This is a genomic window from Curtobacterium sp. MCBD17_026, assembly GCF_003234895.2.
GTDB classification, from domain to species: domain Bacteria; phylum Actinomycetota; class Actinomycetes; order Actinomycetales; family Microbacteriaceae; genus Curtobacterium; species Curtobacterium flaccumfaciens.
Window position 1 is genome coordinate 2,298,375 of sequence record NZ_CP126281.1, and the last position, 26,420, is coordinate 2,324,794.

Annotated in this window: 19 protein-coding genes; 7 read left to right on the plus strand and 12 right to left on the minus strand. The window is 72.3% G+C overall.

Annotated features, from left to right (window positions below; genetic code table 11):
* Positions 1–42: 42 nt before the first annotated feature.
* Positions 43–912, plus strand: coding sequence for an RDD family protein (locus DEI85_RS10785; protein WP_111123620.1), 870 nt, complete (start codon positions 43–45; stop codon positions 910–912).
* A gap of 212 nt (positions 913–1,124) precedes the next feature.
* Here the strand turns inward: DEI85_RS10785 and ahcY are convergent, their stop codons facing one another.
* On the minus strand, positions 1,125–2,603 hold the full coding sequence (gene ahcY / locus DEI85_RS10790) for an adenosylhomocysteinase (protein ID WP_111123632.1): 1,479 nt from the start codon (positions 2,601–2,603) through the stop codon (positions 1,125–1,127).
* Positions 2,604–2,707: 104 nt separating this feature from the next.
* On the minus strand, positions 2,708–2,923 hold the full coding sequence (locus tag DEI85_RS10795) for a DUF3499 family protein (protein ID WP_111039893.1): 216 nt from the start codon (positions 2,921–2,923) through the stop codon (positions 2,708–2,710).
* Between the two features lie 59 nt (positions 2,924–2,982).
* On the opposite strand from DEI85_RS10795, the gene DEI85_RS10800 reads away from it, so the two are divergent.
* A complete protein-coding gene (locus DEI85_RS10800; protein WP_110861188.1) occupies positions 2,983–3,423 on the plus strand; it encodes a metallopeptidase family protein in 441 nt (146 codons plus the stop codon).
* Positions 3,424–3,471: 48 nt separating this feature from the next.
* On the opposite strand, the gene DEI85_RS10805 is transcribed toward DEI85_RS10800, so the two are convergent.
* From DEI85_RS10805 to manA, 5 genes are all read right to left on the minus strand, one after another.
* A complete protein-coding gene (locus tag DEI85_RS10805) occupies positions 3,472–4,875 on the minus strand; it encodes a DUF5719 family protein (RefSeq protein ID WP_111123618.1) in 1,404 nt (467 codons plus the stop codon).
* Positions 4,872–7,709, minus strand: coding sequence for a glycosyltransferase family 2 protein (locus DEI85_RS10810; RefSeq protein WP_111123617.1), 2,838 nt, complete (start codon positions 7,707–7,709; stop codon positions 4,872–4,874). The genes DEI85_RS10805 and DEI85_RS10810 overlap by 4 nt, the downstream gene beginning before the upstream one ends.
* A 185-nt stretch (positions 7,710–7,894) precedes the next feature.
* Entirely contained in the window at positions 7,895–8,227 is a 333-nt protein-coding gene (locus DEI85_RS10815) for a WhiB family transcriptional regulator (RefSeq protein WP_375231876.1), read from the minus strand.
* A 188-nt stretch (positions 8,228–8,415) separates the two neighbouring features.
* On the minus strand, positions 8,416–9,378 hold the full coding sequence (galE, locus tag DEI85_RS10820) for a UDP-glucose 4-epimerase GalE (protein ID WP_110861386.1): 963 nt from the start codon (positions 9,376–9,378) through the stop codon (positions 8,416–8,418).
* A 55-nt stretch (positions 9,379–9,433) separates the two neighbouring features.
* Positions 9,434–10,642: a mannose-6-phosphate isomerase, class I gene (manA, locus tag DEI85_RS10825; protein WP_111123616.1), complete on the minus strand. Its 1,209-nt coding sequence runs from the start codon at positions 10,640–10,642 to the stop codon at positions 9,434–9,436.
* A 45-nt stretch (positions 10,643–10,687) separates the two neighbouring features.
* On the opposite strand from manA, the gene DEI85_RS10830 reads away from it, so the two are divergent.
* Both DEI85_RS10830 and DEI85_RS10835 read left to right on the plus strand, forming a co-directional pair.
* Positions 10,688–12,832, plus strand: a complete 2,145-nt coding sequence (locus tag DEI85_RS10830; RefSeq protein WP_111123615.1) for an acyltransferase family protein — start codon at positions 10,688–10,690, stop codon at positions 12,830–12,832.
* A gap of 17 nt (positions 12,833–12,849) precedes the next feature.
* Positions 12,850–14,229, plus strand: a complete 1,380-nt coding sequence (locus tag DEI85_RS10835; RefSeq protein ID WP_146238561.1) for an O-antigen ligase family protein — start codon at positions 12,850–12,852, stop codon at positions 14,227–14,229.
* 37 nt (positions 14,230–14,266) lie between these two features.
* On the opposite strand, the gene DEI85_RS10840 is transcribed toward DEI85_RS10835, so the two are convergent.
* On the minus strand, positions 14,267–15,634 hold the full coding sequence (locus tag DEI85_RS10840) for a hypothetical protein (protein WP_111123614.1): 1,368 nt from the start codon (positions 15,632–15,634) through the stop codon (positions 14,267–14,269).
* Positions 15,635–15,724: 90 nt separating this feature from the next.
* On the opposite strand from DEI85_RS10840, the gene DEI85_RS10845 reads away from it, so the two are divergent.
* Together DEI85_RS10845 and DEI85_RS10850 are read left to right on the plus strand one after the other, a co-directional pair.
* Positions 15,725–17,026, plus strand: a complete 1,302-nt coding sequence (locus DEI85_RS10845) for an O-antigen ligase family protein (RefSeq protein ID WP_111090383.1) — start codon at positions 15,725–15,727, stop codon at positions 17,024–17,026.
* Positions 17,027–17,146: 120 nt separating this feature from the next.
* Positions 17,147–19,012: a glycoside hydrolase family 25 domain-containing protein gene (locus DEI85_RS10850; RefSeq protein WP_111123613.1), complete on the plus strand. Its 1,866-nt coding sequence runs from the start codon at positions 17,147–17,149 to the stop codon at positions 19,010–19,012.
* Positions 19,013–19,083: 71 nt separating this feature from the next.
* Here DEI85_RS10850 and DEI85_RS10855 read toward each other — a convergent pair whose 3' ends face one another.
* Positions 19,084–19,329, minus strand: a complete 246-nt coding sequence (locus DEI85_RS10855) for a glycosyltransferase (RefSeq protein WP_111123631.1) — start codon at positions 19,327–19,329, stop codon at positions 19,084–19,086.
* Complete coding sequence (locus DEI85_RS10860) at positions 19,326–21,980, minus strand: glycosyltransferase (protein ID WP_375231877.1); 2,655 nt, start codon at positions 21,978–21,980, stop codon at positions 19,326–19,328. The genes DEI85_RS10855 and DEI85_RS10860 overlap by 4 nt, the downstream gene beginning before the upstream one ends.
* On the opposite strand from DEI85_RS10860, the gene DEI85_RS10865 reads away from it, so the two are divergent.
* On the plus strand, positions 21,958–23,277 hold the full coding sequence (locus tag DEI85_RS10865; protein ID WP_146244773.1) for a glycosyltransferase family protein: 1,320 nt from the start codon (positions 21,958–21,960) through the stop codon (positions 23,275–23,277). The two genes, DEI85_RS10860 and DEI85_RS10865, sit on opposite strands and share 23 nt — an antisense overlap.
* 101 nt (positions 23,278–23,378) lie before the next feature.
* Here the strand turns inward: DEI85_RS10865 and DEI85_RS10870 are convergent, their stop codons facing one another.
* Entirely contained in the window at positions 23,379–25,892 is a 2,514-nt protein-coding gene (locus tag DEI85_RS10870) for a hypothetical protein (RefSeq protein WP_111090380.1), read from the minus strand.
* Positions 25,892–26,290: a hypothetical protein gene (locus DEI85_RS10875; RefSeq protein ID WP_110861213.1), complete on the minus strand. Its 399-nt coding sequence runs from the start codon at positions 26,288–26,290 to the stop codon at positions 25,892–25,894. The genes DEI85_RS10870 and DEI85_RS10875 overlap by 1 nt, the downstream gene beginning before the upstream one ends.
* Positions 26,291–26,420: the final 130 nt, after the last annotated feature.

The following is a 26,420-nucleotide window of genomic DNA, read 5'->3' on the forward strand; positions in this document are numbered from 1 at the left end:
GTGTTCCCCCTCAGGTCGCGCGATCTCCGACAGAATGATCCCATGCCGAAGCCCCGCACGCCGCGTGACCTCGCCGACGCCCGGTTCTCGCGCGACCTCGACGAGACCGCCGACGAGCTGGTGGTGGGCGAGGGCGTCGCGCTCGACGTCCAGCCGGCCGGACTCGTGCTGCGGCTCGCGGCCGCGCTGCTGGACGGCCTGTGCGTCCTCGTCCTGTTCATCCTCGCGCTGTTCGGCGTCTCGCGGCTCTGGCCGAGGGGACTCGAACCAGCCTGGGGCGCAGCGCTCGGCATCGTGCTGCTCGTCGTCGTGCTCGTGCTGGTCCCCGCCGCGGTCGAGACCGTGACGAAGGGGCGGAGCGTCGGACGGTTCGCCACCGGCACCCGGGTCGTCCGGCTCGACGGCGGCGCGATCGGGTTCCGGCACGCCTTCACCCGGGCGCTCGTCGGCCTGTTCGAGCTCTGGATGACGTTCGGCTCGGTCGCCCTGCTCGTCGCGCTGTTCGGCAGTCGGCCGCGACGACTCGGGGACCTGCTCGCGGGCACGATCGTGCAGCACGAGCGGCTGCCGAAGCAGCGGGAACCCGAGGTGCTGCTGCCTCCGGAGCTGACGGCGTGGGCAGGCGTCGCGGACGTCTCGGCGCTGCCGCAGCGGTTGGAGAACCGACTGGGTGCGTTCTTCCGCGGGGCTGCACTGATGCGCCCCGAACTGCGCGAGACGGCGGCGCAGGCCCTGGCGGCCGAGGTGTCCGCGTTCGCGCACCCCGTGCCGCCCGTGCCGCCCGAGGTCTTCCTGGCCGGGGTCGTCGTGCTGCGGCGTCGACGGGACGTCCGGGCGCTGGGTGCCCGCGCCGAACTGCTCACCGCCGCGGGGGCGACGGCGGCGGCACCCCCGCCGGGCTTCCCGCGCTGACGCGGCGCGGCGGGCTGCGCGCGGCGCCGGGCTGCCCGCGGCGCCGGGCTGCCCGCGGCGCCGGGCTGCCCGCGGCGCCGGGCTGCCCGCGGCGCCGGGCTGCCCGCGGCGCCGGGCTGCCCGCAAGACACCGGTGCTCGCGCGCCGAACCCCCGCGTGCGGGGGTTCAACGTGCGAACACCGGTGTCTTGCGGAAGCGCAAGAACCAGCGCTCAGTAGCGGTAGTGGTCCGGCTTGAAGGGACCCTCGACGGGGACACCGATGTACGCCGCCTGCTCCGGACGCAGCGACGTCAGCTGCACCCCGAGGGCGTCGAGGTGCAGCCGCGCGACCTTCTCGTCCAGGTGCTTCGGCAGCACGTACACGCCGGTCGGGTACTCCTCGCGCCGGGTGTGCAGCTCGATCTGCGCGAGCACCTGGTTCGTGAACGAGTTGCTCATCACGAACGACGGGTGCCCGGTCGCGTTGCCGAGGTTCATGAGCCGCCCCTCGGACAGCACCAGGATCGACCGCCCGGTCGGCAGCCGCCACTCGTGCACCTGCGGCTTGATCTCGACCTTCGAGACGCCGGGCAGCGCCTCGAGCCCGGCCATGTCGATCTCGTTGTCGAAGTGCCCCACGTTCGCCACGATCGCCAGGTGCTTCAGCCCGAGCATCTCGTCGACCCCGACCACGCCCAGGTTGCCGGTGCACGTGATGACCATGTCGACGGTGTCTACGACGTCCGCCAGGCGCGCGACCTGGTAACCGTCCATCGCCGCCTGCAGCGCGCAGATCGGGTCGACCTCGCTGACGATGACACGGGCGCCCTGCCCGCGGAGCGCCTCGGCCGCACCCTTGCCGACGTCGCCGTAGCCGACGACGAAGGCGACCTTGCCACCGATGAGCACGTCGGTGGCACGGTTCAGGCCGTCGGGCAGCGAGTGCCGGATGCCGTACTTGTTGTCGAACTTCGACTTCGTCACGGAGTCGTTGACGTTGATCGCCGGGAACTTCAGCTCGCCGTTCCGGAACAGCTCGTACAGGCGGTGCACGCCCGTGGTGGTCTCCTCGGTGACGCCCTGGATGTCGGCGGCGATGCGAGTCCAGCGGTCCGACGACGTCTCGAGCGACCGCGCGACGGTGTCGAGCACGATCTTCCACTCGGTGCTCGCGTCCGGCTCGGCGACCGGAGCGGCACCGGCCGCCTCGGCGTCAGCGCCGGTGTGCACGAGCATCGTGGCGTCGCCGCCGTCGTCCAGGATCAGGTTCGGCCCGGTCCAGTCGGCACCGGCCGCGGTGGCCTCGTCGCTCCAGTCGAAGATGCGGCTGGTGCACCACCAGTACTCCTCGAGCGTCTCGCCCTTCCACGCGAACACCGGGACGCCGTCGGGGGCGTCCGGGGTGCCGGTGGGTCCGACGGCGACGGCGGCCGCGGCCTCGTCCTGGGTGGAGAAGATGTTGCAGCTGGCCCACCGCACCTGCGCGCCGAGCGCGACGAGCGTCTCGATGAGCACCGCGGTCTGCACCGTCATGTGCAGGGACCCGGCGATGCGCGCGCCGGCGAGCGGCTGCGACGCCGCGAACTCGTCACGCAGGGACATCAGGCCCGGCATCTCGTTCTCGGCGAGGCGGATCTGGTGCCGGCCCGCCTCGGCGAGGGACAGGTCGGCGACGCGGAACTCAGCAGCGGTGCGGGTTTCGGTGGGCATGCCCACCAGTCTTCCATGCCGGGAGGCGCCGATCACCAGCCGATCCCGGTCACGTCACACGGGCCTCCGGTCCGACCACCGCGGCACGTCGCGGACGCGAGCCGTCAGTCGGCGTCGCGCGGGAGCGGCTCGCGCCGCACCACCTGCCAGCCGCGCGGGACGCGCAGGGCGGCCGCGTGGCGGGCGCAGAGGTCGTAGCCGTGCGGTTCGACCCGGGTCGACAGCGGACCGACGACCACCATGGAGTCGCCGTAGTCGTACGTCAGGGTCGACGAAGCGCTGTTGGCACACGCCACCTTGCTGCAGATCCGCACGTCCATCTCGTCAGGGAGCCTAGCGGAGCGTCCGGCGCGCACCGGTCCCCGCGTACGATGTGGGGATGCGTCGGAAGCCTCGCCTCGTCACCCCGGTCGACCGCGGTCGGGGGCGCTCCCGGCACGGCCGTGGCGGCCGTTCGAGCGTCACCGGGCCGGAGCTCGCCCCGATCATCACCCGCGCCGAGGCGTTCGACCGGATCGTCGGTGACAGCGCGCACTACCTGCTCGGTCTTTGGCCCGACGAACTGGCCGGCGTGGTGTTCCAGGTGGCGGACATGCCGAGCGACACGACCCTGCCGGACGAGATGCCGCGCTGGCGCATCGACCGCGACACCCGCCGCGTCACCGTCTTCCGGATCCCCGTCGAACGGGTGAACCGGAGCCCCGAGAAGGACGACTCGGACCGCCGCATCATCATCGAGACCGCGGTGTTCCGCGCGGTCGGCGAACTGATCGGCAAGGACCCCTGGGACCTGGCACCGGACCGCTACCGGCACTGGTGAGCCACGGCGGGTCGCCGACGACGTCCGTCGACGCGCGTCCGCCGGGCGTCAGGGGTAAACGCGGACCGGGGTCGACACCGCGGTGGCCGGCCGGATCGGGAACCCGGCGATCCCGTCGTCCCCGAGGTAGCTGACGCCGGCGACGACGCCGTCGGCACCGGTGATCGTGAGCTGCTTCGCGGTCTGCACCGACAGGGTCTCGGTCGCTCCCGACGGCACCTCGACCCGACGCTGCTCGTCGCCCGAGCGGATCGTCACGGTGCGGTCCGATCGGGTCGGGTTGACGAGGTTCAGCCGTGCGCCGTCCCCCGGGGCGATCGAGGTGATCGCCCGGTCGCCGAGCGGCTCCGCCGACGCGAACCAGCCGAGGTCGGTGCCGTCGCCGTCCGTCGGGGTCGTCGTGCGGGCCCCGGCGACGATCGGGAGGGTCGAGGTGATGGTGAACGAGTACCGGCCGTCCGGGAAGTCGTCGAGCGGGACGTCGGTGACGACGCCCGGTTCGGCGGTGGCGTTGACGGTCGTGCCGCCACCGTCCGCCGTCGTGATGCCCAGGGTGACGCGTGCGGACCGCTCGCCGGGGACGAACAGCCGGACGATCGGTGCGGCGTCGGCGGTGTCGCTGCCGCGCTGGGCCGCCTTGGCGTTCGCGAGGGCGACCGCGGGGATCACCTGCGAGCGCGTGGGCGTGGCACCGCCGGAGACGATGTCGTAGCCGCCCGGCGTGAGCGTCCGGACGACGGTCTCCTGCATGTGCGCCACGATCTGGCCGCCGGATGATGTGACGTGCACGACGGTCGAGGCCGCGTCGGAGACGAAGCCCGAGAGCGGGACGACCTTCTGCGTGTTCGGCGCCACCACGATCCCGGTGGTGCCCGGCGCGCTGACGGTGCCGTTGCTGTCGAAGATCGCCAGGTCGACGGTGGCGTTCACGTCGGTCGGGTTCGACAGCGTGACGAGGCTGGTGCGCCCGGTCTCCGTCGAACCGCCGACGAGCCAGGTGGACTGGCTCGGGTCGTCGCACGAGGCGGCACCGGCGCCGACGAGGTCACCGTTCGAGACGCTCTGGAAGCTGCTGCCCGCGACCTGCGGCGTGGTCTCCCCCGCCGGGGCCGTCAGCAGCCGGGGGTCGCTGCCGCCGGTGGTCGAGGCATCGAGCTCGGACCGTTCGACCGTCGAGCCCGTGGTCGCGGTGGCGACGGTCGCGGTGCCGACCGTGCTCGCCTGGGTCGCGTCGTTGCCGGCGTCGTCGGACAGGCGCAGGGCGCTGCCGGCGCAGACGCGCTCGGCGGCGGCCGGGACCGGTGTGACCGTGCGCCCGGCCGGGCGACCCGGCTCGGAGTCGGTGCCGTAGGCGTGCGCCGCGGTGACGGCGCCGGCGGCGACGACGACGGCGACCGCCGTGGCGGTGCCGCGGACGACCCACCGGCGGACGGAGGCGGGGGTGCGGCTCATTCGTCTCGCTCCTCGTCGAAGGTGGTGGCGGGTTCCTCGGCCTCGATGACGTTCGAGGTGGCGCGGCGGCGGCGCGGTGCCGTCGGGACCGCGAGCAGGGCTGCGGCGCCGAAGACCACGCCGAGCACGACGAGGTACAGCACGTGGGTGGCCTGGGTCGCGGCGGAGCCGGAGCGGGTGCGGTCGACCTCGCCCTCGTAGTGGAACAGCTGCCCGTTGGTGGTCTCGCCGATGCTCGTGAAGAGCGCGTTCTGCCCGATGGCGCCGGCGGCCCGGTCGTGCACCGTCTGCGCCTCGGGGTCGTCGCCGGCGTCGTCGATGAGCACGAAGCTCACGCCGAGCTCGCGGAGCGCCGGCCGCGGGTCGTACCCGCTGCGGCTCGCCAGGTTGCCGGCGAGCGTGGTCAGCCGTGCGCCGGACTCGCTCAGCCGGAGCGCGGTGGCGTCGAGCGTCGACTGGTCGTCGAGGGTGGAACCCTGCCCGCGCTCCAGCGTGACGGCGAGCGAACCGTCGTCCTGCGGGACGACCACGAGCGTGCCGACGTCGGGGTTCGCCTGAGCCTCGGCGTTCACGTAGGCACTGAGCACCCTGCCGGTGGTCGGCTCGATCGTGGCCGCGCCGAGGTAGAACGCCGCGAAGGCCGGCGCCACGGCGACCCCGGCGAGCACGGTCGCGACGAGCCCGGTGACCGGGGCGGCCTTCGGCAGCACGTCGATGCCGATGCAGGCCGCGACCACGAGGGCGAGCCAGTACACGGACAGACCGCTGCCGGGCCAGACGATGGTGGTGGTCGAGCCGACACCGGTGACGGTGACGTGGGTGGCGGCGAAGGCCGTCGCGAAGCCGAGGAGTGCGACGACGAGCGCCGAGCCGGCGACCGCCCAGCGGTGTCCGAGCATCGCCCCGATCGCGGAGACGGCCACGGGGAGCGCGAGGACGGCCATCACGATCGGCAGGGCAGCGGCGACCAGTCCGAGCCCGGAGGTGGCCGGGAACCAGCCGCTCCAGTCCGGCAGGGGCTGCCCGATGGCCAGCTGGAGCGCGGACGGTGCCCGGGTCGCGGACGGCACACCGGGGTCGGCGAAGACGGCGAGCAGGTTGCCACGTGCCGCCTGCGCCAGGATCAGCGGCAGGAACAGCACCGCGGTCGGCACCGGGATGAACACACGACGGTGTGCCCGGCGCCAGCCGACCAGGAGCGCCACGAGCCAGCCGACCAGCAGGACCGGCAGCAGCGACGGCGCCGAGGCGGCGACGACGGCGAACAGGAGCGACGCGCCGGAGGCCCACGCCCACGAGCGGTGTGCCTCGAGCACGGCGACGAACAGCCACGGCAGGACCAGGTGCGCGATCACGGCGCCGAGGTGCCCGGTGGTCACCGCGCCGACGAGTGACGGGGCGATCGCGTAGAGCGACGCACCGATGACCGGCACCCACGTGCGGGTCGTGACCTTGCGGACCGCGAACCAGGCACCCAGGGCGGACAGCGGGAACGCGACGAGCATGATGAGCACGACCGCGGTGGACGGCGACCAGAACACGATCGACCCGAGCACGGCGAGCACGGCGGCGAAGGGGTCGGACGGGCCGGTGAAGCCCGTGCCGAGCGAGTGGAAGCCGTAGCCGACGTTCTGCCAGAGCTGCGCCGGGGTCGCGGAGAGCGGCAGGAGACCCCCGCCGGTCAGGGCCGGTGACCCGAGCAGCGGGTAGAGCGTCACGACGCTGAGCACCGCTGCGGCCAGGACCACCCAGATGCCGCCGTCGCTCAGGAACGACGCCCGGGCGATCGGGGCGTCCTCGACCCGTGCGAGTTCGACGTCGCGCGAGGTGGTGCGGTGTTCGTGCACCCGCCGCCAGCTCACGCGGAGCGGTTCGACGGCCGCCCAGCCGAGCTTCTTCGTGCGGGCCAGGTTCTTGCGCGCGCGCCCCGTGCCACCTCCGAACGCGACGGCGAACGCGGCGGAGAGCTCGGGGACCACGGCGGCCGGGTGCTTCGCGACGAGGTGTCCGAGCGCGCGGCCGATCGCGAACGGCACGAGCGTGAGCCAGTGCAGCCAGACCAGCGCGGCCGGCGCGTAGGTCATCCGGCGGTGCAGCTGCGCCTGCCGGTGCATCCGGACGCGCCGCCCCTCGGACACGCGCTTGCGTCCGAACTCCTCGATCGGCCCGGCGCTGGTGACCTTGGCCTCCGGCACGAGGGCGACGCGGTGTCCGGCGAGACGGACCCGCACCGAGAAGTCGAGGGCCGCGTCGACGTCCGGCAGCGCCGGGTCGAAGCCGCCGAGCTCGTTCCAGACCGAGCGGCGTACCAGCATGCCGCCGGCGGCGACGGCGAGCACGTCGGTGTTGCGGTCGTGCTGGCCCTGGTCGAGCTCGTCCTGCACCAGCACGATCGACCGGCCGAAGCGGGTCATGCTCTCGCCGAACGCACGGATGAGCGAGGGGTCGTCGTCGGCGACGAGCTTCGGACCGGCGACGACGACCGACGGCGCGATCTCGACGGCGGACAGCAGGTCGGCGAGCGCGGTCGGTGCCGGCGCGTTGTCGTGGCCGAGGATCCACAGCCACTCGTCGACCGGCTCGTCGGTCGCTGCGGGCGGCGCGCTGCGCTCGCCCTGTCGGACGGCGTCGCCGAACGCCCTGCCCGCGGGGAGCCGGACGAGCTGCGCGGACCCACCGAACGACAGTTCGGCGGTCGATCCGTCGGTCGTGCCGACGTCGACGACCACCAGGTTCTCGGGGTGGCGGGTCTGGGCGGCGAGAGCGTCCAGGGTCCGGTCGAGGTGGGCCGCCCCGTTGGCGGCGACGAGGATCGCGGTGACTCTGGGCTGCATGACGGGCGTCACTCTACGGTCTGGAGGCGCGGTGTCGGCTGCGGACGGCGGCGCGCCGTGAACCTGTGGGCGCGCTCACCGCACGGTGCGGGACGGTGCGGGACTGGCGGAAAACGGCTGGTCCCGGCGTCCTCGTCGCAGGCTCCTCGGCGCACCTTCGCACGGCGCTGGCGCGCCGTGACCGCTCAGGCGCGCTTCCGCAGCTTGCGGCGTTCGCGCTCGGAGAGGCCGCCCCAGATGCCGAAGCGTTCGTCGTTCTCGAGCGCGTACTCGAGGCACTGCGCCCGGACCTCGCACGAGGTGCAGATCTTCTTCGCCTCGCGCGTGGAGCCGCCCTTCTCGGGGAAGAACGCCTCGGGGTCGGTCTGCGCGCAGAGCGAGTCGACCTGCCAGGCGAGCGGGTTCTCCTCGTCGTCGGACTCCGGACGTCGGACACCCGGGACGCCGAGCGCCACGGGATCGACGTGCCAGTCCTCCGGAACTCCGGCGTGGAACTCGGAACCGTTCACCCTGATCACCCCTGCCGCCTCGACAACGAACCCCAACTCTTGCGGCCGTTGCCTGTAATTACAGCGGTGTCATTCGCCTGAGTCAAGTCGCGGATCATAGAAGGCACTGACCGCTCCAGCGTGTCATGTCCCCCGTTTGGGCGTGTCGCGCCGCACGGGTGGGCCTTCCGGGGGACAACCGACGCGTCCTCAGGCGATCAGGAGGCGCTGCGACGGGCCTCCCACGCGCTCGACACCATCTCGTCCAGGGAGTGCCGCATCGCCCACTCGAGGTCACGGGCGGCGGCCTCACCGGTCGCGACGATGCGTGCCGGGTCGCCGGGGCGCCGCGGTGCGATCTCGGGGTCGAAGGCGATTCCGGTGCCCGCCGCCATGGCGTCCATGATCTGGCGGACGCTCACGCCGTCGCCGCTGCCGAGGTTGTAGGCGCGCTCGAGCGGCTCCCCCGCCTCGAGCTTCCGCGCGGCCACCGCGTGCGAGTGCGCCAGGTCGGCGACGTGCACGTAGTCGCGCACGCAGGTGCCGTCGGGGGTGGCGTAGTCGTCGCCGTTGATGCGCGGGGTGCGGCCAGCGAGCAGCGCGTCGAAGACCAGCGGGAACAGGTTGTGCGGACTGGCGTCGTACAGGTCGGGCTCCCCCGAACCGACGACGTTGAAGTACCGGAGCGACGTGGTCGTGAAGCCCGCGGCGACCTCCATGTCGCGCAGCAGCCACTCGCCGATGAGCTTCGACTCGCCGTAGGGCGACTCCGGGTTCTTCGGGGTGGACTCGACCACGGTCTCGACGTCCGGCGTGCCGTAGACCGCAGCGCTCGACGAGAAGACCGCCTTGGTGACGCCGGTCTCCGCCATCGCGCGCAGCAGGGTCGCCATGCCGGTGACGTTCTGCTCGTAGGTGTGCAGCGGACGCTCGACCGAGACACCGGCGTACTTGAACCCCGCGACGTGGACCACGCCGGTGACCTCGTGCTCGCGCAGGGTGCGTGCGACGAGCTCGCCGTCGAGGATCGTGCCCTCGACGAACGGCACGTCGTCCGGGACGAACGCGCGGAAACCGCTCGAGAGGTCGTCGAACGCGACCGTGTCGATGCCGGCCGAGCGCAGTGCTCGGACGACGTGGGACCCGATGTACCCGGCACCGCCGGTGACCAGCCAACTCATGCTCGCCACGCTAGCGGACGTCGGTGACGCCCCGGTGGCGGTGCCGGTCCGTCCCCTAGGCGCCGGTGGCGATGAACAAGGTCGACGTGATGCCGTCCGACGAGTCCGCCTCGACCGTCACGTCGCCCTCGTCCGGCGTGATGAAGCACGACTCGCCCTTGCGGAGCAGGGTGGCGGACTGCGCGCCGACCAGCGTGACGACACCCTCGGTGCACACGGCGATCGACGGGCCGACCAGCGGGGCGACGCCGCCGGTGCTCAGTCCCGCCGGGCGGCCGTCGCCGTCCACCCGCAGCAGCGCGAACCCGACGCCGTCCGGCGCAAACCGGTCGACACCCGGGGCGATGCGCTCGGGCTCGAGGACCGGCGCCGGGTACGCGGTGAAGTCGAGCACCCGCAGGAGTTCCGGCACGTCGACGTGCTTCGGCGTGAGCCCGCCGCGCAGCACGTTGTCCGACGGCGCCATCAGCTCGATGCCGAGCCCGTCGAGGTAGGCGTGGACGTTGCCGGCGGGCAGGTACATGGCCTGCCCCGCGGCGAGCGTCACCCGGTGCATGAGCAGGGACACGACGATGCCGGGGTCGCCGGGCCAGCTGGTCGCCAGGTCGCGGACGGTCGCGGTGTTCGGGGTGAGCAGGTCGTCGTCGAGCGAGACGGCCAGGTCGCTCGCGGCCTGCACCACGGCGAGCGCGGACTCGTCGGCGGTCTCGAGCCAGCGGACGGTGTCCTCGAGCCCGTGCAGCAGGTGCACCTCGAGCGGACCGAGCCGTCCGGTGCCGGCGTCGAGCACGCGCACCTCGGCCAGGGTCTCCTCGACGGGGCGGAAGCCGCTCAGCGCCTCGAAGCGCTCGCTCAGCGCGACGACGAGCTCGGGCTTCGGGAACGGGTCCTTGTAGTTGCGGGCCGGGTCGTCGAGCGGGATCCCCTCGCGCTCCTCGCGGGCGAACCCCTCCTCCGCCTGCTCCGGGGTCGGGTGCGCCTGCAGCGAGAGCGGTGCCGCCGCCGCGAGCACCTTGAGCAGGAAGGGCAGGCCGGTGCGGTCCGGACCGAGTGCGGTCTCCGGCTCGTCGGCGATCCAGTCGCGGAGCGTGTCAGCTCCACCGACCATGGCCGGGTTGACGACGACACTGGGGCTGCCGGCGTGGGCGCCGAGCCAGAGCTCCGCCTGCGGGGCACCCGTGACGGTGCGGCCGAGGAGCTCCGGGATCGCGGTGACCGAGCCCCAGGCGTAGTCGCGGGGGGTGTTCGTGATGCCGAGGAACATGGGCCAGAGCCTACCGGCGCGGCGCGCGACACTAGAATCTCCGCGATGTCTGCAAGCACGGTGGAGCCGCCGACCCGAGGATCCCTCCGCACCTCGTCGCCCCGATCGACCGACCCGACTCGGTGGGACATCCAGGGGCTCCGTGCGTTCGCGGTCCTGGCGGTCGTGCTGTACCACCTCTGGCCGGCACGTCTGCCCGGCGGGTTCGTCGGCGTCGACGTGTTCTTCGTCATCTCGGGTTTCCTCATCACCGGACACCTGCTCCGCGAGCTCACCGCCACCGGCCGGATCGGGCTCGCCGGGTTCTGGGCGCGCCGGGCGAAACGGCTGCTGCCCGGGGCGTTCATCACCATCGTCGCGACCGGCTCCGCCGTCCTGCTGTGGGTGCCGAGCGCGCTCTGGGGGCAGTACGGACGCGAGCTCATCGCGTCGACGGTGTACGTGCAGAACTGGCAGCTGGCAGCCGACTCGGTCGACTACCTGGCGCAGGGCAACCGACCGTCGCCGTTCCAGCACTTCTGGTCGCTGTCGGTCGAGGAGCAGTTCTACATCGCCCTCCCGCTCCTCCTGCTCGCCGCACTGTGGGCTGCTCGCCGCATGCGCCGATCGGGTGCCGACCCGGTCACCGTCACGCGGGTGCTCCTGGGGGCCGTGGTCGTGCTGTCGCTGGCGTGGAGCGTCATCCAGACGCAGACGGCCCCGGGCGTCGCGTACTTCTCGACGGCGACCAGGGCGTGGGAGTTCGCGCTCGGTGGCCTCGCCGCGACCCTCCCCCTGACGGCACCACGGACGACGCCCGCGCGGTCGGTGCGCATCGTCGGCGCGTGGCTCGGCGCCGCGGGGCTGGTGGTGTCGTTGTTCGCCATCACCGCGTCGACGCCGTTCCCGGGCATCGCCGCGGCCCTGCCCGTCGTGTCGGCCACGCTCGTCGTGCTGTTCGGCGGGCACTCCGGCCTGCAGCGCGTCGGCCGGTCCGCCCCGGTCGCGTTCCTCGGCCGGATCTCGTACGCGGTCTACCTCTGGCACTGGCCCGCGGTCGTCCTGCTGCCGATCGTGCTCCGCCACGACCTCACGACGAAGGACCGGGTCGCGATCCTGGTCGGCTCGGTCGTGATCGCCGCCGTGACGACGCTCGGCATCGAGGAACCCCTGCGGTTCTCCGCACGGGTGCGGTCGCTCCGCCCGCGTCGGGTCGCGCTCTACGGCGTCGTCAGCACCGCCCTCGTCGTGGCGCTCGGCGCCGCGTCGCTCACCGCCCTGCACGTGCAGCAGGTCCAGGCGGCCGAGTTCCAGGAGCGCCTGAGCACCGGTGACGTCCGGTGCTTCGGCGCGGCCGCACTGATCTCGTCGTCCGATCCCTGCGTCAACCCGGCGCTCGCGGAGGTCCGCGTCCCCGCTCCCGCGAACGCCCTGGAGGACGACTCGAACCGGCCGGCGTGCTGGTCGAACGACTCGAGCGCGTTCAACGTCTGCGCGCTCGGCCCGAAGTCCGGCTACACGAAGCACCTCATCGCGATCGGCGACTCGCACAACAACGTCTTCGTGGACACCTACGAGAAGATCGCCGAGGCGCGCAACTGGCGCATCGACGTCGCCGGGCACCAGAGCTGCTACCTCACCACGGCGGTGCAGGGTGCCAGCTCGCAGAAGCAGGTCGACGACTGCAACGCCTGGAAGCAGAACGCGATGGCGTACCTCCGCTCCCACCCGGACCTCGACGGTGTGATCGTGACGCACTCGACCGGCAACGGGCCGGTCGTGCCGGCGTCCGGCGAGTCCGACGAGGACGCCGTCGTCGGGGGTCTGGTGCAGGCGTGGCAGGCCGCGGCCGACGTCGGGATCCCGATCGTGGCGCTGCGCGACAACCCGGGCGCGCGACCGGACGTCGTGGCCTGCGTGGGGCAGATGTCCGGACCGACCACCGACGAGTGCGACTCCAGCCGATCGGTCGGCTTCACCCTGTTCGACGGCTCCGAGCAGGCGGTCGCCCGGATGCCGGACAAGGCGCGCCTGATCGACCTGTCGCGCTACTACTGCACCGACACGATCTGCCCCGCGGTCATCGGCGGAGTGCTCGTGCACCGCGACAGGACCCACCTGACGAACACCTTCGCGGTGACGCTGGCCCCGTACCTCGGCGACGAGATCGCCGACGCACTCGACACGTTCGGCGGCGACGGCCGTCGATGAGCACGTACCCTGACGTCGTGACGAACACCTGGCCGCTGTCCCGCGGGACCGTCCCCGAGCGCGAGGCGTTCTCCTTCGGGGCAACCCTGCTGTTCGTGCTCTTCGCCGGGGACGCCGTCCCCAACACGCTCACGTGGGTGGGCGGGGCGGTCCTCTGGGCGCTGGTCGCCGCGTGGGGTGTCTCGATCCTGGTCCGGGCGCGTCCGCCGATCGTCCGGACGCCCTGGGCGCTCTGGTTCTTCCTGGGCTGGTGCCTGGTGTCGGTGGCGTGGTCGCACTGGCGCCTCGCGACGCTCGCCAGCATCACCGCGCAGGTGATCTGCGTCGCGGTGGCCTTCGCCGTCGCGTCCACCCTCACCTGGCGCCGGATCCTGGACGCGCTGAGCCTCGCCCTGCGCTGGGTACTGCTGGTCTCGCTGCTGTTCGAGGCGTTCGTCGCCGTGGTCGTGCGCCATCCGATCGTGCCGGTCTGGACCGACTACGGCGACCGGGACATCCCGGACGCGTTCTACTTCTCGCGGGCCGAGCTCCTGACCGGCGGACGGATCCAGGGTCTGCCCGGCAACGCGAACCTGCTCGCCATGGTGGCCCTGCTCGTCGCCATCGCCGTCGCCGTGCAGTTCGCCGAGGGGCGCATCCGGCGGAACCGTGCCGTCGGCTGGCTGGTCTTGGCCGCCCTGGTGCTCGCGCTCACGCGGTCGTCCACCGTGCTCGTCGCGGCGCTCGTCGTCGTGGTCGTCTTCGTCGTCGCGCTGTGGATCCGGAGCGTCCCGACCGAGCGGCGGACCCCGCGGTACCTGGTCGTCCTGCTCGGCGCCGCGGTGGTCGCCGTGGTCTCGTCGGCGGCGAGCGGAGCCGTCTCGGAGATGCTCGGCAAGGGTGCCGACGCGACGGGCCGCGGGCTGATCTGGGACCGCGTCCTCGGTCTGGTCGATCAGCACCCGGTGCTCGGGTGGGGCTGGATCGGGTACTGGTGGCCGAGCATCCCGACGCTGGCCGACCTGGCGCACCGGAAGGGTGTGACGTACCTGCAGGCCCACGACGCGTACCTGGACGTGTGGATGCAGACGGGGTTGATCGGGCTGGTCCTGTTCGCCGTGTACGTCCTGACCACCCTGAACCGCTCGTGGTCGTCGGCGACCCGCATCGGGTACGAGGCGACGCAGGTCCCACGGCCGTTCGACCCGGTGTCCCTGCTTCCGCTGCTCGTCGTCGTCGCACTGCTCGTGCAGTCCGTCGCCGAGTCCCGGTTGCTCTACCAGGGCAACTGGGTGCTGTTCGCCCTCATCGCGATCAAGACGCGCATCGTCCTGGTCGGCGAGGAACCCCACTCCACGGGCGACGGCCCACGCACCCCGGCCGCACGACGCGAGTTCCGGCTGCCGAGCGGGCGCTGACCGCCCCGTCGGACGCTGATCGAGTGCACCGGGGCCGTCAGCGCCCGAGCAGTCGCCCGCACGGTACTCGCGACGACCACGGCGCTTTCCGGACGGCGACCGAGCCCGTCGGGTCCCCGTCGCACGCCGCGACCGCCGCCGGGATCTGTGTCGCCCAGACCGGACCATCGCTCCGGCGGGTCGGGCCCGGCCCGACGTTGCCCAGCGTGGCGACGACCACCACCGCGACGACGCACCAGCCGGTCAGGAGGCGGACGAACCGGGTCGGTGCCGAGCCCGGGGCCTTCCGCCTCGGCTGGTCCCCCAGCAGGACGCTCGCCGCGACGACTGCGCCGGCGAGCAGCAGCAGACCGGACGCCGCGGCGTAGCGCAGCGGCGGGACGGCCGCGAGGGTCACGGTCGGCGCCGCCCAGGGCTGCGCCTCGCCGCCGTTGGCGAGCAGCGCCGCCCACCACAGACCGCCGGATGCCACGGCGAGCGCGATGATCATCCACCGGGCTCTCCAGTGCGCGACCACGACGGCGACGACGAGCACGGCGGTCACGAGCAGGACGGGGACGACCACGACGCCCCAGCCGTGCGTCACCACGGAGCGGACGGCGGCTCCGACGTCGGGGTTCCAGATGCCGGCGACCGGCTGCAGCACCCAGCCGGCGATCACGTCGGCGATCGCCGGCGTGCCCGCGGTGCGCGGCCGGTGGTCGGTGGACGCCGTCACGAGCTGTGCGACGCCGCTTGTCAGGGCGACCACCGTGACCGGGACGGCGCGGGGCCACGCCCGGGCTCCGGACGGATCACGCGGCGGCCACCACGCGAGCCCGAGGAGCGGGAGGAACAGCACCGCCTGCAGCTCGGAGAGGACGACGAGGCCGGTCAGGACGGCGACGACGGCGGAGCCCCACCAGGTCCGTGCCCGGTACGCGAGCAGCCACGGCACCGCGAACAGCAGGAACCAGTGGAGGTTCGCGGCGTTCCCGGCGATCTCGAACGGGGCGAGCGGCAGCAGGGCGGGCACCGCGGCGAGCAGCATTCGGAGCGGCCACTGCGGCACGACACCGCGGGACAGCACGAACACGGTCGCCGCCACAGCTCCGACGACCAGGCAGGCGCCGACCGACAGCGCCCGGGCGTACTCCTCGACGGGCAGCGACCAGGCGACGTCGACGAGCACCCGCGGCACGAGGTGCAGGTACCCGGCGTACGGGTGCAGGAGGGAGTCGACCGGGCCGAGGGCGAGGCGTTCCCGGAGGAACACGCCGCCGTCCTCCGCCCACACGGTCCCCCGGGTCGCCGGACCGAGGCGCCACCACGTGAGCGCGGCCACGGCGACGCCGACCAGGAGTGCGGCGCCGACCACGCCGAGGGCGTGGAACGGGCGGGAGGTCGTGCTCGCGGGGCGCTGCATCGTCGGACGACGCTAGCCGGTTCATCGCGGATCAGCGATATCGACGCTCCGCGATGCCCAGCTCCGAGGTGCGTGCGCCAAGATGGTCGGGTGACGGACGGACGGTTGACGAAGCGTGTGCTCGCGCGCCGCTACCTCTCCGCGTGGGTCGGGTTCTCCGCCGGTGGACGGTTCAGCCAGGCGCTCGCGACGGTCATCGTCCTGTTCGCCTTCGGCCAGCCGACGGTCGAGGCGCTCGTCGGCCGTGCCGGGGTCTGGGCCGTGCTCGTCGCCCTCGTCGTCCTCGCCGGGCTCAGCCTGCTCGGCCAGCGCTACCGCATCGAGTGGCACGGGGTCCTCCCGCTGTCGCTCCTGGCCCTCGTCGGCTACTGCGCCCTGAGCGTGCTCTGGAGCGAGTACTCGTGGGTCGCCCTGCGGGGGCTCGTCAGCACCGTCTGCTTCATCGGCCTCGGCCTGTACCTGGCGCTCGGCCGCGACCTGGTGCAGCTCATCCGGGCGTCCGGCGACGCCTTCCGCATCCTGCTCGTCGCCGCGCTCGGCCTCGAGGTCCTGTCCGGGCTCGTCCTCGACCTGCCGATCCCCGCGTTCGGGATCCAGGGCACCATCGCCTACGGCGGCCCGATCCAGGGCATCGGCGGCACCCGCAACTTCATGGGGTTCATCGCGGCGATGGCGCTCGTCACCTTCGTCGTCGAGTTCCTCACCCGCTCGGTGACCACCTGGCGGGCGATCGGGTCCGTCGCCCTCGCCGTGATCGCGCTGATGCTGGTGCAGTCACCCATCACCGGTCTGGCGATGATCGCCCTCGCGGTCACCGCCCTCGCACTGTGGTCGCTGCGGCACGCCCGCCCGACGACACGGCCCGTGGTCAACGGCGTCCTGGGCGGGACGGTGCTGCTCATGATCGCCGTCGCCGTGCTCGCCCGGCACCGGGTCCTCGCCGAGATCGGCGCAGCGGGCGGCACCGCGACGCGGCTCGACCTGTGGTCGCAGATCCGGGTCTTCATCGGCCAGTACCCGATCCAGGGCTGGGGCTGGGTGGGGACCTGGCCCCGGGAGGCGGTCGTCCCGTACGTCACCTTCATCGACCCCGCCGGGCACCGGTTCACGTCCGGGTTGAACGCGTTCATCGACGCGTGGCTGCAGATCGGTCTCGCCGGCACGATCATCCTCGGGCTGACGGCCGTGCTCGCGTTCGCACGCGCCTGGGTGACGGCGACGACGTTCCCCGGCGTCGCCTACGTGTGGCCGGCCGCCGTCCTGGTACTCCTCGCGGTCACCAGCACGGCGGAGAGCTACCTGCTGCACGGCGCGGGCCTGATGGTCTTCGTGGCCGTCCTCGTCATCGCGGCACGACGTCGGTCGTGGCGTCGGCACCTGCCCCGCACCTGATCGGCGGGGCGTGTGCCGATGGACACACCACTGCACCGTCGAACGCGCTCCCGTCACCGGGTGCCCCTAGACTGCCCGGGACCGTCAGGGGGACGGTCCTCGTCGTCAAGGAAGCACCACATGCGTCTGCACCGCCGCCTCGCTCTCGTCCTGACCACCGCGCTCGTCGCCACCGGCATCGCCGTCGTCGCACCTGCGACCGCGGCCGACGCCGCAGCTCCGGCGACCGGCCGCTACACGCCGATCGACACGACGCGCGTGTGGTCCGGCGGGCTCAGCACCACGCCGAAGGCCGTGAAGATCGCCGGTTCGGCCGGGGTGCCGACGAACGCGACCGCCGTCGTCGTCAACGTCGAGGTCGCGAAGCCGACCGCCGCCGGCTACGTGCGGGTGACGCCGGCCGGCAAGGACGCCACCGTCGCCACCCAGGACTTCGCGGCCGGTCAGACGATCGCGAACCTCGTGACCGTCCGCCTGGTGAACGGTTCGATCCAGGCGAAGCTCTCCGCGGGCACCGCGAACGGGTACTTCGACGTCGCCGGCTACTACGCCGACGGCGCCGGCGCGACGTACACACCGCTGGACGCCGCCCGCGTGTTCAGCGGCCCGGTCGGCACCACCGCGGTCCCCGTGCCGCTCGCCGACCGCGGCGGGATCCCCGCCGACGCCACGGCCGTCGCCGTCAACGTCGAGGTCAGCGGGCCGACGACGGCGGGGTACGTCCGGGTGACGCCCGCCGGGCAGGACCCACAGGTCGTCACGCAGCTGTACTCGGCCGGGCAGTCGCTGTCGAACCTCGCGATCGTGAAGCTCGTCGGTGGTGCGGCGCAGGTGAAGCTCTCGAAGGGCTCGGGGACCGTCTTCATGGACGTCGCCGGGTACTACTCGAACGCGTCGACCGGTTCGGTGTTCGTGCCGATCGACACCACGCGCGCCTTCGCCGGAGCCGTGTCGACGACCGCGGGCACCCTCCGGCTCTCCGGCGTGGCCGGGGTCCCGGGCACCGCGACCGCCGTCGTCGCCAACGCCGAGGTCACGAAGCCCACGACGGCCGGGTACCTGCGCGTCACGCCGGCCGGACAGGACCCCCAGGTGGCGACGCAGCTGTTCGGCGCCGGACGGCCCGTCGCGAACCTCGTGATGGCCAAGGTCACCGGGTCGAGCGTCGACCGCCGGGTGCAGGCCAAGGTCTCGCGCGGCTCGGCACAGCTCCACCTCGACGTCGCCGGGTACTTCCTGGACGGCTCGAGCGGGACCGGCTTCGGCGCCGACGTCTCGTGGCCGCAGGGCGGTTCGCCGTCGGACTACCCCGTCGGCCAGGCGTTCGGGATCGTCGGTGTGAACGGTTCGCTGCCGAACCAGACGAACCCCTCCCTCTCGCAGCAGCTCGCGTGGGCCGCGGGGTCCACCGGCGGGACCGCACAGCCGAAGGCGCAGCTCTACGCACTCGCCGCGAACCCCGGCAGGGACGCCTCGGTGTGGCCCTCGTCGAACACCGACCCGGCGGGCCGTCCCGTCACGAACCCCTACGGCACCTGCACGAAGGGCGCCTACAACAGCGCCTGCTCGTACATGTACGGCTACACCCGTGCGTACGAGGCTGCGAACACCCGTGGTGTCCCGAACCCCGCGTCGTACCGCTGGTGGATCGACGTCGAGACCGGGCTGTCGTGGCTCGGTGCCGCAGACGCGAAGGACCACCAGACGCAGAACCGTGCCGACGTCGAGGGCATGGTCGCCGCGCTCCGGTCCGCCGGCGTCTCGACCATCGGCATCTACTCGACCGCCTACCAGTTCGGGCAGATCGTGGGGACCGTCCCGACGACCTCGACGCTCCGTGGGTTGCCGAGCTGGATCGCCGTCGGTACAGACGGCGTCGCGGCCGCCCAGAAGGCGTGCTCGGCCGGCGGCCTCACCGCGGGCAGCCAGGTGCGGATGGCCCAGTACGTCGTCGGGAGCCAGGACTTCAACGTCAGCTGCGTCTGAGACGCGGCCGGCGACGGACGGGAGGCGCGGTGCCAGCTGGCACCGCGCCTCCCGTCCGTCGCACCGGTGCGTCAGCGACGCGTGCCCAGGCCGCAATTGCCGCTGCGCTCGAACAGGTGCCACCGCGGGTCCGTCGACGCGGTGTCGCGGACCACCCCGGCCGTGCCGTCGGGGCTGCCGTCGTCGACCACGAGGACGTGCGCCGTCGGCACCGCCCGGAGCACGGCCGCCGCGGCGGCACGGACGTTCTCGGCCTCGTCGTACGTCGGGACGTCGACGAGGGCCGAGGCCGGTGCCGGTGCCGGTACCGGCGTCAGCGGTTCGTCAGGCGCCGCTTGATCTTGCCCGCGACGCTGCGCGGACCCTCGGTGCGGAAGTAGTGCACAGCACGGCCGACGTCGTAGCGGACGCCCGACAGCGGCTTGCGCTCGGGCACGCGCACGCGCATCTGGTGCGGTTCGACGGCCGAGACGGTGTCGCGCACCGACTTGTCGGCCGCGCGGACGGGGTTCCGGCAGAACTCGACGAGCGGCGCGAGGACGTTCTCCCACGTGAACTGCTCGCGGATGCGGTCGACGTTGCCGATGAACTCGGCGCGGGCCTTCTTGTCGAAGAGCGCGGTCTCCAGCGCGTCGGCGAGGCCGTCGACGTCCTGCTCGTGCACGGCGATCCCGAGCTTCTCGGCAGCGACCAGGTCACCGAAGGAGTCACCGGCGGTCGTCACGATCGGCAGACGGGCCCACAGGTAGTCGAGGATCCGGGTGCGGAACGAGAACGTCGTCTCGAGGTGCTCGTAGTGTGTCGAGACACCGGCGTCGGCCTCGAGCAGGTAGGCACCGCGCTCCTCGTACGGGATCCAGGCGTCGTTGAAGAAGACGTTCGTGCCCGTGAGTCCGAGGGCGTCGGCCTCGGCACGCACCTTGGCGACGATGTCCATCTCGGGGACGTCCGGGTTCGGGTGCTGCACGCCCATGAAGAAGAGCTTGACGTTCGGCTTCCGCTCGGCGAGCCGGCCGATCGAGCGCACGAGCGTGATCGGGTCGAACCAGTCGTAGATCCCGCCACCCCACACGACGAGCTTGTCGGTCTTCCCGATGCCCGGCACCACGCCCTTGACCCGCTGCTGGTCGTGCACCGGCGGCGTCGAAGAGAGGCCGAACGGCACGACGCCGATGAGCGAGCGCAGGTCGGGGTCGCGCGAGTACGTCCGGGCGTTCACCCGCCCGGACCCGGCGAGCTGGCCGAGCCAGAACATCCGCTGCCGTTCCGAGGCGCAGATGAAGTAGTCGCCGAGCTCGAGCTGGTGGTTCAGCGTGTCCGAGGCGTCGAGGATCTGACGGTTCCACTGGTCGACGTCGTCGCTGCGCCCCTGCTCGAGCTGCTCGAGGTGCAGCGGGTCGTAGACGTCGACGACGAGGATCTTGCGCGTCGACTCGAGCACCGGGAACAGCCGGAGCGCGTGGCCCTGGACGATGATGACGTCCGCCCACGCCTCGTGCTCGACCATCTGCCGCGGGTGGCGGTGCGGCACGGTGACGACCTCGTACGACGGGTCGATCTGCGACGAGCGCGTGAGGCTGATCACGCGCACGTCGTGCTCGTTCGCGAGCTGCTTCGCCATCTGGGTGGCGCGGATCGCCGGTCCGGCCATCTTCTCGCCGATCGAGTCGCCGGTGATGATGAGGACGCGACGACGGGTCCCGACCTCGAGCACGCCGAGCGAGTGCACGATCTTGTCGTAGCCGGCCAGGTAGTTCTCGATCGGGTACGCGGGCTCGTCGCGGTTGCCGAACAGGCGGAGGAGCTCGCGGTCACTGCGGACACGGCTCGCCTGGATCGCGCGGCGCGACTCGGTCATCGAGGGCAGCTGCTCGACGAACTGGTCGACGCCGTAGATGCCCGCCATGCTCGTCTTCGGCACCGGGATGGTCGGGACGCTGTCGTCGCCCGGGTTGCGGAGGTCGAGCTCGGTGGAGTCGAGTTCACCGCGGCCGACGGCACGGCGGACGGCCAGCGCGAGCGATCCCGGCAGCGCCGCCGCGAGCTGCTCGTCACCGAGGTTCTTGTACAGGGTGAAGAGCGCGTTGCGCTCGAGCAGGTACGTCTCGCGGAAGTCGCCGAACTTGTTCATCGACGCGTGGTGCTTGTGGAACGCGACCGACTTCGGCTGGTAGCGGAAGCGCCACCCGAGCAGGTTGAGCCGCCATCCCAGGTCGACGTCCTCGTAGAACATGAAGTAGCGGTCGTCGAACCCGCCGAGCTGCTCGAACAGCTCTGCGCGGATGAACATCGCCGCACCCGTGCCGAACAGCACGTCGGTCTCGGATTCCCAGCGGCCGGTGTCCGGCGACCCGGCGAAGGGCTTGTAGCCCATCCCGTACCAGGTCATCGCGGCCTCGGTGAAGTCGACGTTGACGCCTTCCCAGTCGAGGACCTTCGACGCCACGGCACCGATGTCCGCGCCGGCGGCGAAGGTCGCCATCGCCTCGCGCACCCAGCCGGTGTCCGGACGGGCGTCGTTGTTCAGGAACGCCACGATCTCGCCGGAGGAGTGCTCGACGCCGAGGTTGCAGCCGCCCGTGAACCCGAGGTTGGCACCGGAGTCGACGAACGTGAAGTCGAGGTCGGAGGCCTTGAGCCGTCCGACGTGCTCGGGGCCGGAGCCGTTGTCGACGACGATGACTTCGAGCCGGTCCTGCGGCCAGTCCTGCTTCCGGAGCTCGGCGATGCTCGTCAGTGTGTCGTCCGTGCCCTTGTAGTTCACGAGAACGACGGACACGACTCCTGGCTTGCGCTCTGTCACGGCGAGTTCCTCCAGCTGCAGCCGCGGGCGCGGCACGGGTCGGTGATCCGGCCGTCGAGGATGCCCGACGGCCGACAACACCCTACAAGGCGCAGCACGGCGCTCGGCGGAGGTCGCGCCCGGGTCGGGCACAATGGGCACCGTGACGCACCACTCGATCCCCACGGCCCCCGCTCCGTCCCCGCTCGCCGCCGAGTACGACGCGATCGCTCGTGGCGACCACGCGACGGGCAGCAGGGGGACGATCCGCTTCGCGGTGTCGACGGACGACACCACCGAGGGCAAGGGCGACCTGTTCGTCGCGCTCGGGCTCGCCCGTGCGCTGCGTGCGCACGGCTGGGGCGTGGACCTGTGGCCGATCCGCCGCTGGGCGGAGGACGTCCCGGACGACACCACCGTGCTCGTCAGCATGATCGAGTCGTTCGTCCCCGGGCTCGTACCGTCCCGGACCGCCACGGTGGCGTGGGTGCGCAACTGGACGGCGCAGTGGGCATCGTCGCCCTCCCTCGCCGAGTTCGACGCCGTGTGGGCGTCGTCCTCGATCGCCCGCGACGCCCTGTCCGAGGTGGTCGACGTCCCCGTCGAGGTGGTCCCGATCGGCGTCGACCTCGACCTGTTCCGGCCCGACGTGGACGGGACGCCCGGCCCGCGGACCGGACGCACCGTCACCACCGTCAACTTCTGGGGTGCCAGGCGCGGCGTGCAGGACGTGCTGCAGCAGGTGGCACCGGCCGAGCCCGTCGTCTGGTTCGCCGCCAACGTGGAGCACGTCGACGCCGCCCCGGGCGTGGAGCTCCGTCCGGCGGTGTCGTACTTCGCCCTGCCCGAGGTCTACCGGGCTGCCGCGTTCGTCGTCGACGACGTCATCGCGCCGGCCGCCGAGTTCGGCACCCTCAACTCACGCCTGTACGAGTCGCTCGCGTGCGGCGCGCTGCCGGTGACGAACTGCGCGCTCGGTCTCGACGAGCTCGGCCTGGCCGACGTCCCGGTCTTCACCGACGCCGCCTCGCTCGAGCGCGCGATCGCCATGCCGGCCCACGAGCGCGACGACCGCGCCGAACGGCTCCGGAACGTGGTCGTGGAACGCCATTCGTACGCCCGACGAGCCGAACAGGTCGCCCCGTCGCTCGACGCCGCGCTCGAGCGTGCAGCGACCCGCTCGGGCACGCGGCACCCGCTGCTGCGGTGGGCGACGCTGCAGCGCGAGGTGCTGCGCGCGACCGAGCAGGAGCGCGACGTGCACCGCGCCGGGGTCGACGACATCAACCGCCGGCTCATCGTGTCCGAGGAGGCGGTCGCGGTCCTGGACCGGGCCCGACAGGACGCCGAGGCGGCGCGACGGCGCGCCGAGGCCGAGCGTGACGCGATCGCGACCCGGTACGACGCCCTCACCCACTCCGCCGAGTTCCGTGCCCTCGACCGGCTCGGCGGCGTGGCACGAGCCCTCCGGCGCCGCGGCTGACACCGCTCCCGCGGCTGCGTGCGCCCCGGACGGGACGACGACGGAACGGGAGGCGCGGTGCCAGCTGGCACCGCGCCTCCCGTTCCGTCGTCCCGGACCCGCTACGAGACCGTCACCGTCTTGGTGCCGAAGTCCTTGTAGGCCCCGCCCGGCAGCTCCTGGTACCAGATGCGCACGGTGTGCTTGCCCGGCTTGACGCCGCTGAGCGTCGTCGCCAGACCGACGTCGGAACCCCATCCCGGGTGTGCCCGCTCCACGTCGGTCCGGACCGCGTTCGCACTGCCGGAGGCCGCGCCGACACCGTCGAGGTGGATCTTGTACTTCACCGGGGCGAACGTGTCCGGGTCGATCGCCCAGCCCCTGACGGCGACGGTCCCCCGGCCGCCGGTCGCGGCGTCGTAGGCGCCGTACACGGCTCCGGTCTTGCCGGTGGGTGCGGGGACGGCGTCCTTCACGGTCACCGACTTCGTGCCGAAGCTGACGTAGTTCCCACCGGGCAGGTCCTGGTACCAGACCGTCACCGTGTGGGTGCCCGCCTTGACGCCCGTGAGGGTGACCGCGAGCCCGACGTCGTCACCCCACCCGGGCTTGGCGGCGGCGATGTCCGCGCGGACCGCGTTCGCGCTGCCCGCGGCGGCACCGACGCCGTCGAGGTGGATCTTGTACCTGACCGGGTCGTAGCGGTCCGGGTCGATCGCCCAGCCCTTCAGGGCCACGGTGTTCGGACCGGCGGTGGCCTGCTCGAACGAGCCGGTGACGGCACCGGTCTTGCCGGTGGTGCCGGTCGACGGCGGGGCCGCGACCGTGACGGTCTTCGTCCCGGCGCTGACGTAGGTGCCGCTCGGCAGGTCCTGCCACCAGAGGGTGACCGTGTGCTTGCCGGGCGTGAGGCCGGTGAGCGTGGTCGCCAGGCCGTGCGACGATCCCCACTTGGGGTAGGACTTCGCGACGTCGCTGCGCGCAGCGCTCGCACTGCCGGCCGCCGCTCCGACACCGTCGACGTGGACCTTGTACCGCACCGACGCGTACGTGTCCGGGTCGATCGCCCAGCCCTTCAGCGCGACCGAACCGATGCCGCCGGTGGCCGACTCGAACGAGCCCTTCACGGCGCCGGAGGTCCCGGTCGACGCCGTGACGGTGACGGCCTTCTGCGCCACGCGCACCCAGGTCGCACCCGGCTTGTCCTGTGTCCAGAGCGACACCGTCCGCGATCCCGCCGCGACGTTCTGGATCGTCCTGGAGAAACCGACCGTGCTGCTGGCACCCGGGTACTTCGCGGCGATGTCGGTCCGCTGGACGTCGGCGGTCGCCGAGATCGCGCCGACACCGTCGACCTGCACCTTGTAGGCGGTCGCGGCGGACGAGTCCCGGTCGAGCGCCCACCCGCTCACCGCGATCGTGCCGGTGCCGCCGGTGACGGTCTCGAGGCTGCCCACCGGGGCCGCGGCCGGGACGGTGACGTCACCGCAGTTGAGCAGCGTGTTCGCGCCCGCGCCGACGTTGATGCCGAAGACGCACACGGTGTGCTTGCCCGGCGTGATGCCCGTGAGCGTCGTCTGGAAGCCGTGTGCGGTGTTGCCCGAGCCGAGGCGCGAGGCCAGGTCGGTGCGGTTCGCGTTCGCCATCACCGAGGCCTTGCCGACGCCGTCGACGTAGAACTGCGCCCTGATCGCGGCGGTGGTGTCCGGGTCGGCCGTCCAGCCGCGCACGGTGATGGTGCCGCCCACGCCGCCGGACTGCGAGTCGACGTGCCCGATCGGCGAGGACCCACCGGTGGGCGATCCGAACCAGTCGGTGTACATCCGCCAGAAGTTGCGGTTGCCGTAGGCCGAGCAGGAGTCGCCGGTGCCGTAGAGGTTCGACATCGCCGCCGTGTTCGGCGTGTACGGGGTGTAGATGTACAGGCCAGCCGTCGCCTGGTTCTTGATGTAGACCGTCTTGCGCCCGCACGCCGCGTTCGGGTTGTAGAGGATCGAGTTGTTCCGGCCCGCCTGGTACGCCCACGACGTCGGCGACGCCTGGTAGCGCTTGAACTGCAGTGCCGCGGCGTAGACCTGCTGGCCGAAGCCGTAGTACGCCGGGTCGCACGGTGCGGTGTCCGGGCAGGCGAAGCCGGTGGCGTGCAGGTACATGTAGCTCGTCGGCGAGTTCGTCGCGACGATGCCCTGCTCCTTCTGCAGCAGGACCAGCAGCACCTTCTGGCTGATCCCGCACGCGGCACCCACCTGGGCGATGACCGTGGCGGCGGACTTGTTGCCGCCGGGGATCGCCGAGCACCGGTTCGGGACGACCCCGATGGCGCTCATGTTCTGCGTGAAGTCCTTCAGGCAGGCCGGGCCGCCGGAGGCGCGCTTGCAGTTCGGGGCGACGCTGTTGAGGAACGACTGGACGGCCGATCCGCTCATCGCGCCGCCGTCGTAGAAGTTGGCGTCGCTGATGATGTTGCCCGGGTCGAAGTTGGCGGCGACCGCGGCCGAGGCCGGTTCGGTCGTCGTCTGCTCGGACACGATCGTGCCGATGGTCAGGCCGCTCACCGCGATCGCCAGGGCAGCGGTCATGCCGAGCACCGCACGCAGGGGTCGACGGCGACCGCCACGGTCGAGGATGGAACGCATCACGGCACCTCCGCCGTCATCGGCTCGGACGTGGTCGACTTCGACCCGACCGAGTACTGCAGGGTGATGGACCACGTGCCGGTCGACACCTGGCTCGCGGGGAACGACGCCTGCGCGCAGTTCACGGACGAGGCGCTGGCCTGGGCCGTGCTCGTCGCGCTGCGGGTGACGCCGCCCTTCTTCGCCTGGAAGGTGCAGGTCCCCGAGGCGTCGGTCGTGCCGGAGACCAGGCCGCCCGCCTGGAGCGTCTTGCTGCCGGCATCCCAACCGGAGAACGTGACGACCGCCGTCGCCGGGAAGTCACCGGGGTCGACGTCGGGCTGCGGGGTCTCGCCGCTGCCCGGGAACGCCGTCGGGACGTCGTCGTCGGACGGCTCCGCGGTCGGCTGGGTCGACACGGGCGTCGAGGGGGTCGCACTCGGCGACGTCGTCGGGGTCGCGCTGGGCGTCCGCGACGCGCTGGGCGTGGGTCGGGGGCCGTCGCCGGAGGAACACCCCGCCGCGAAGAGACTGAGAGCACCGACCACC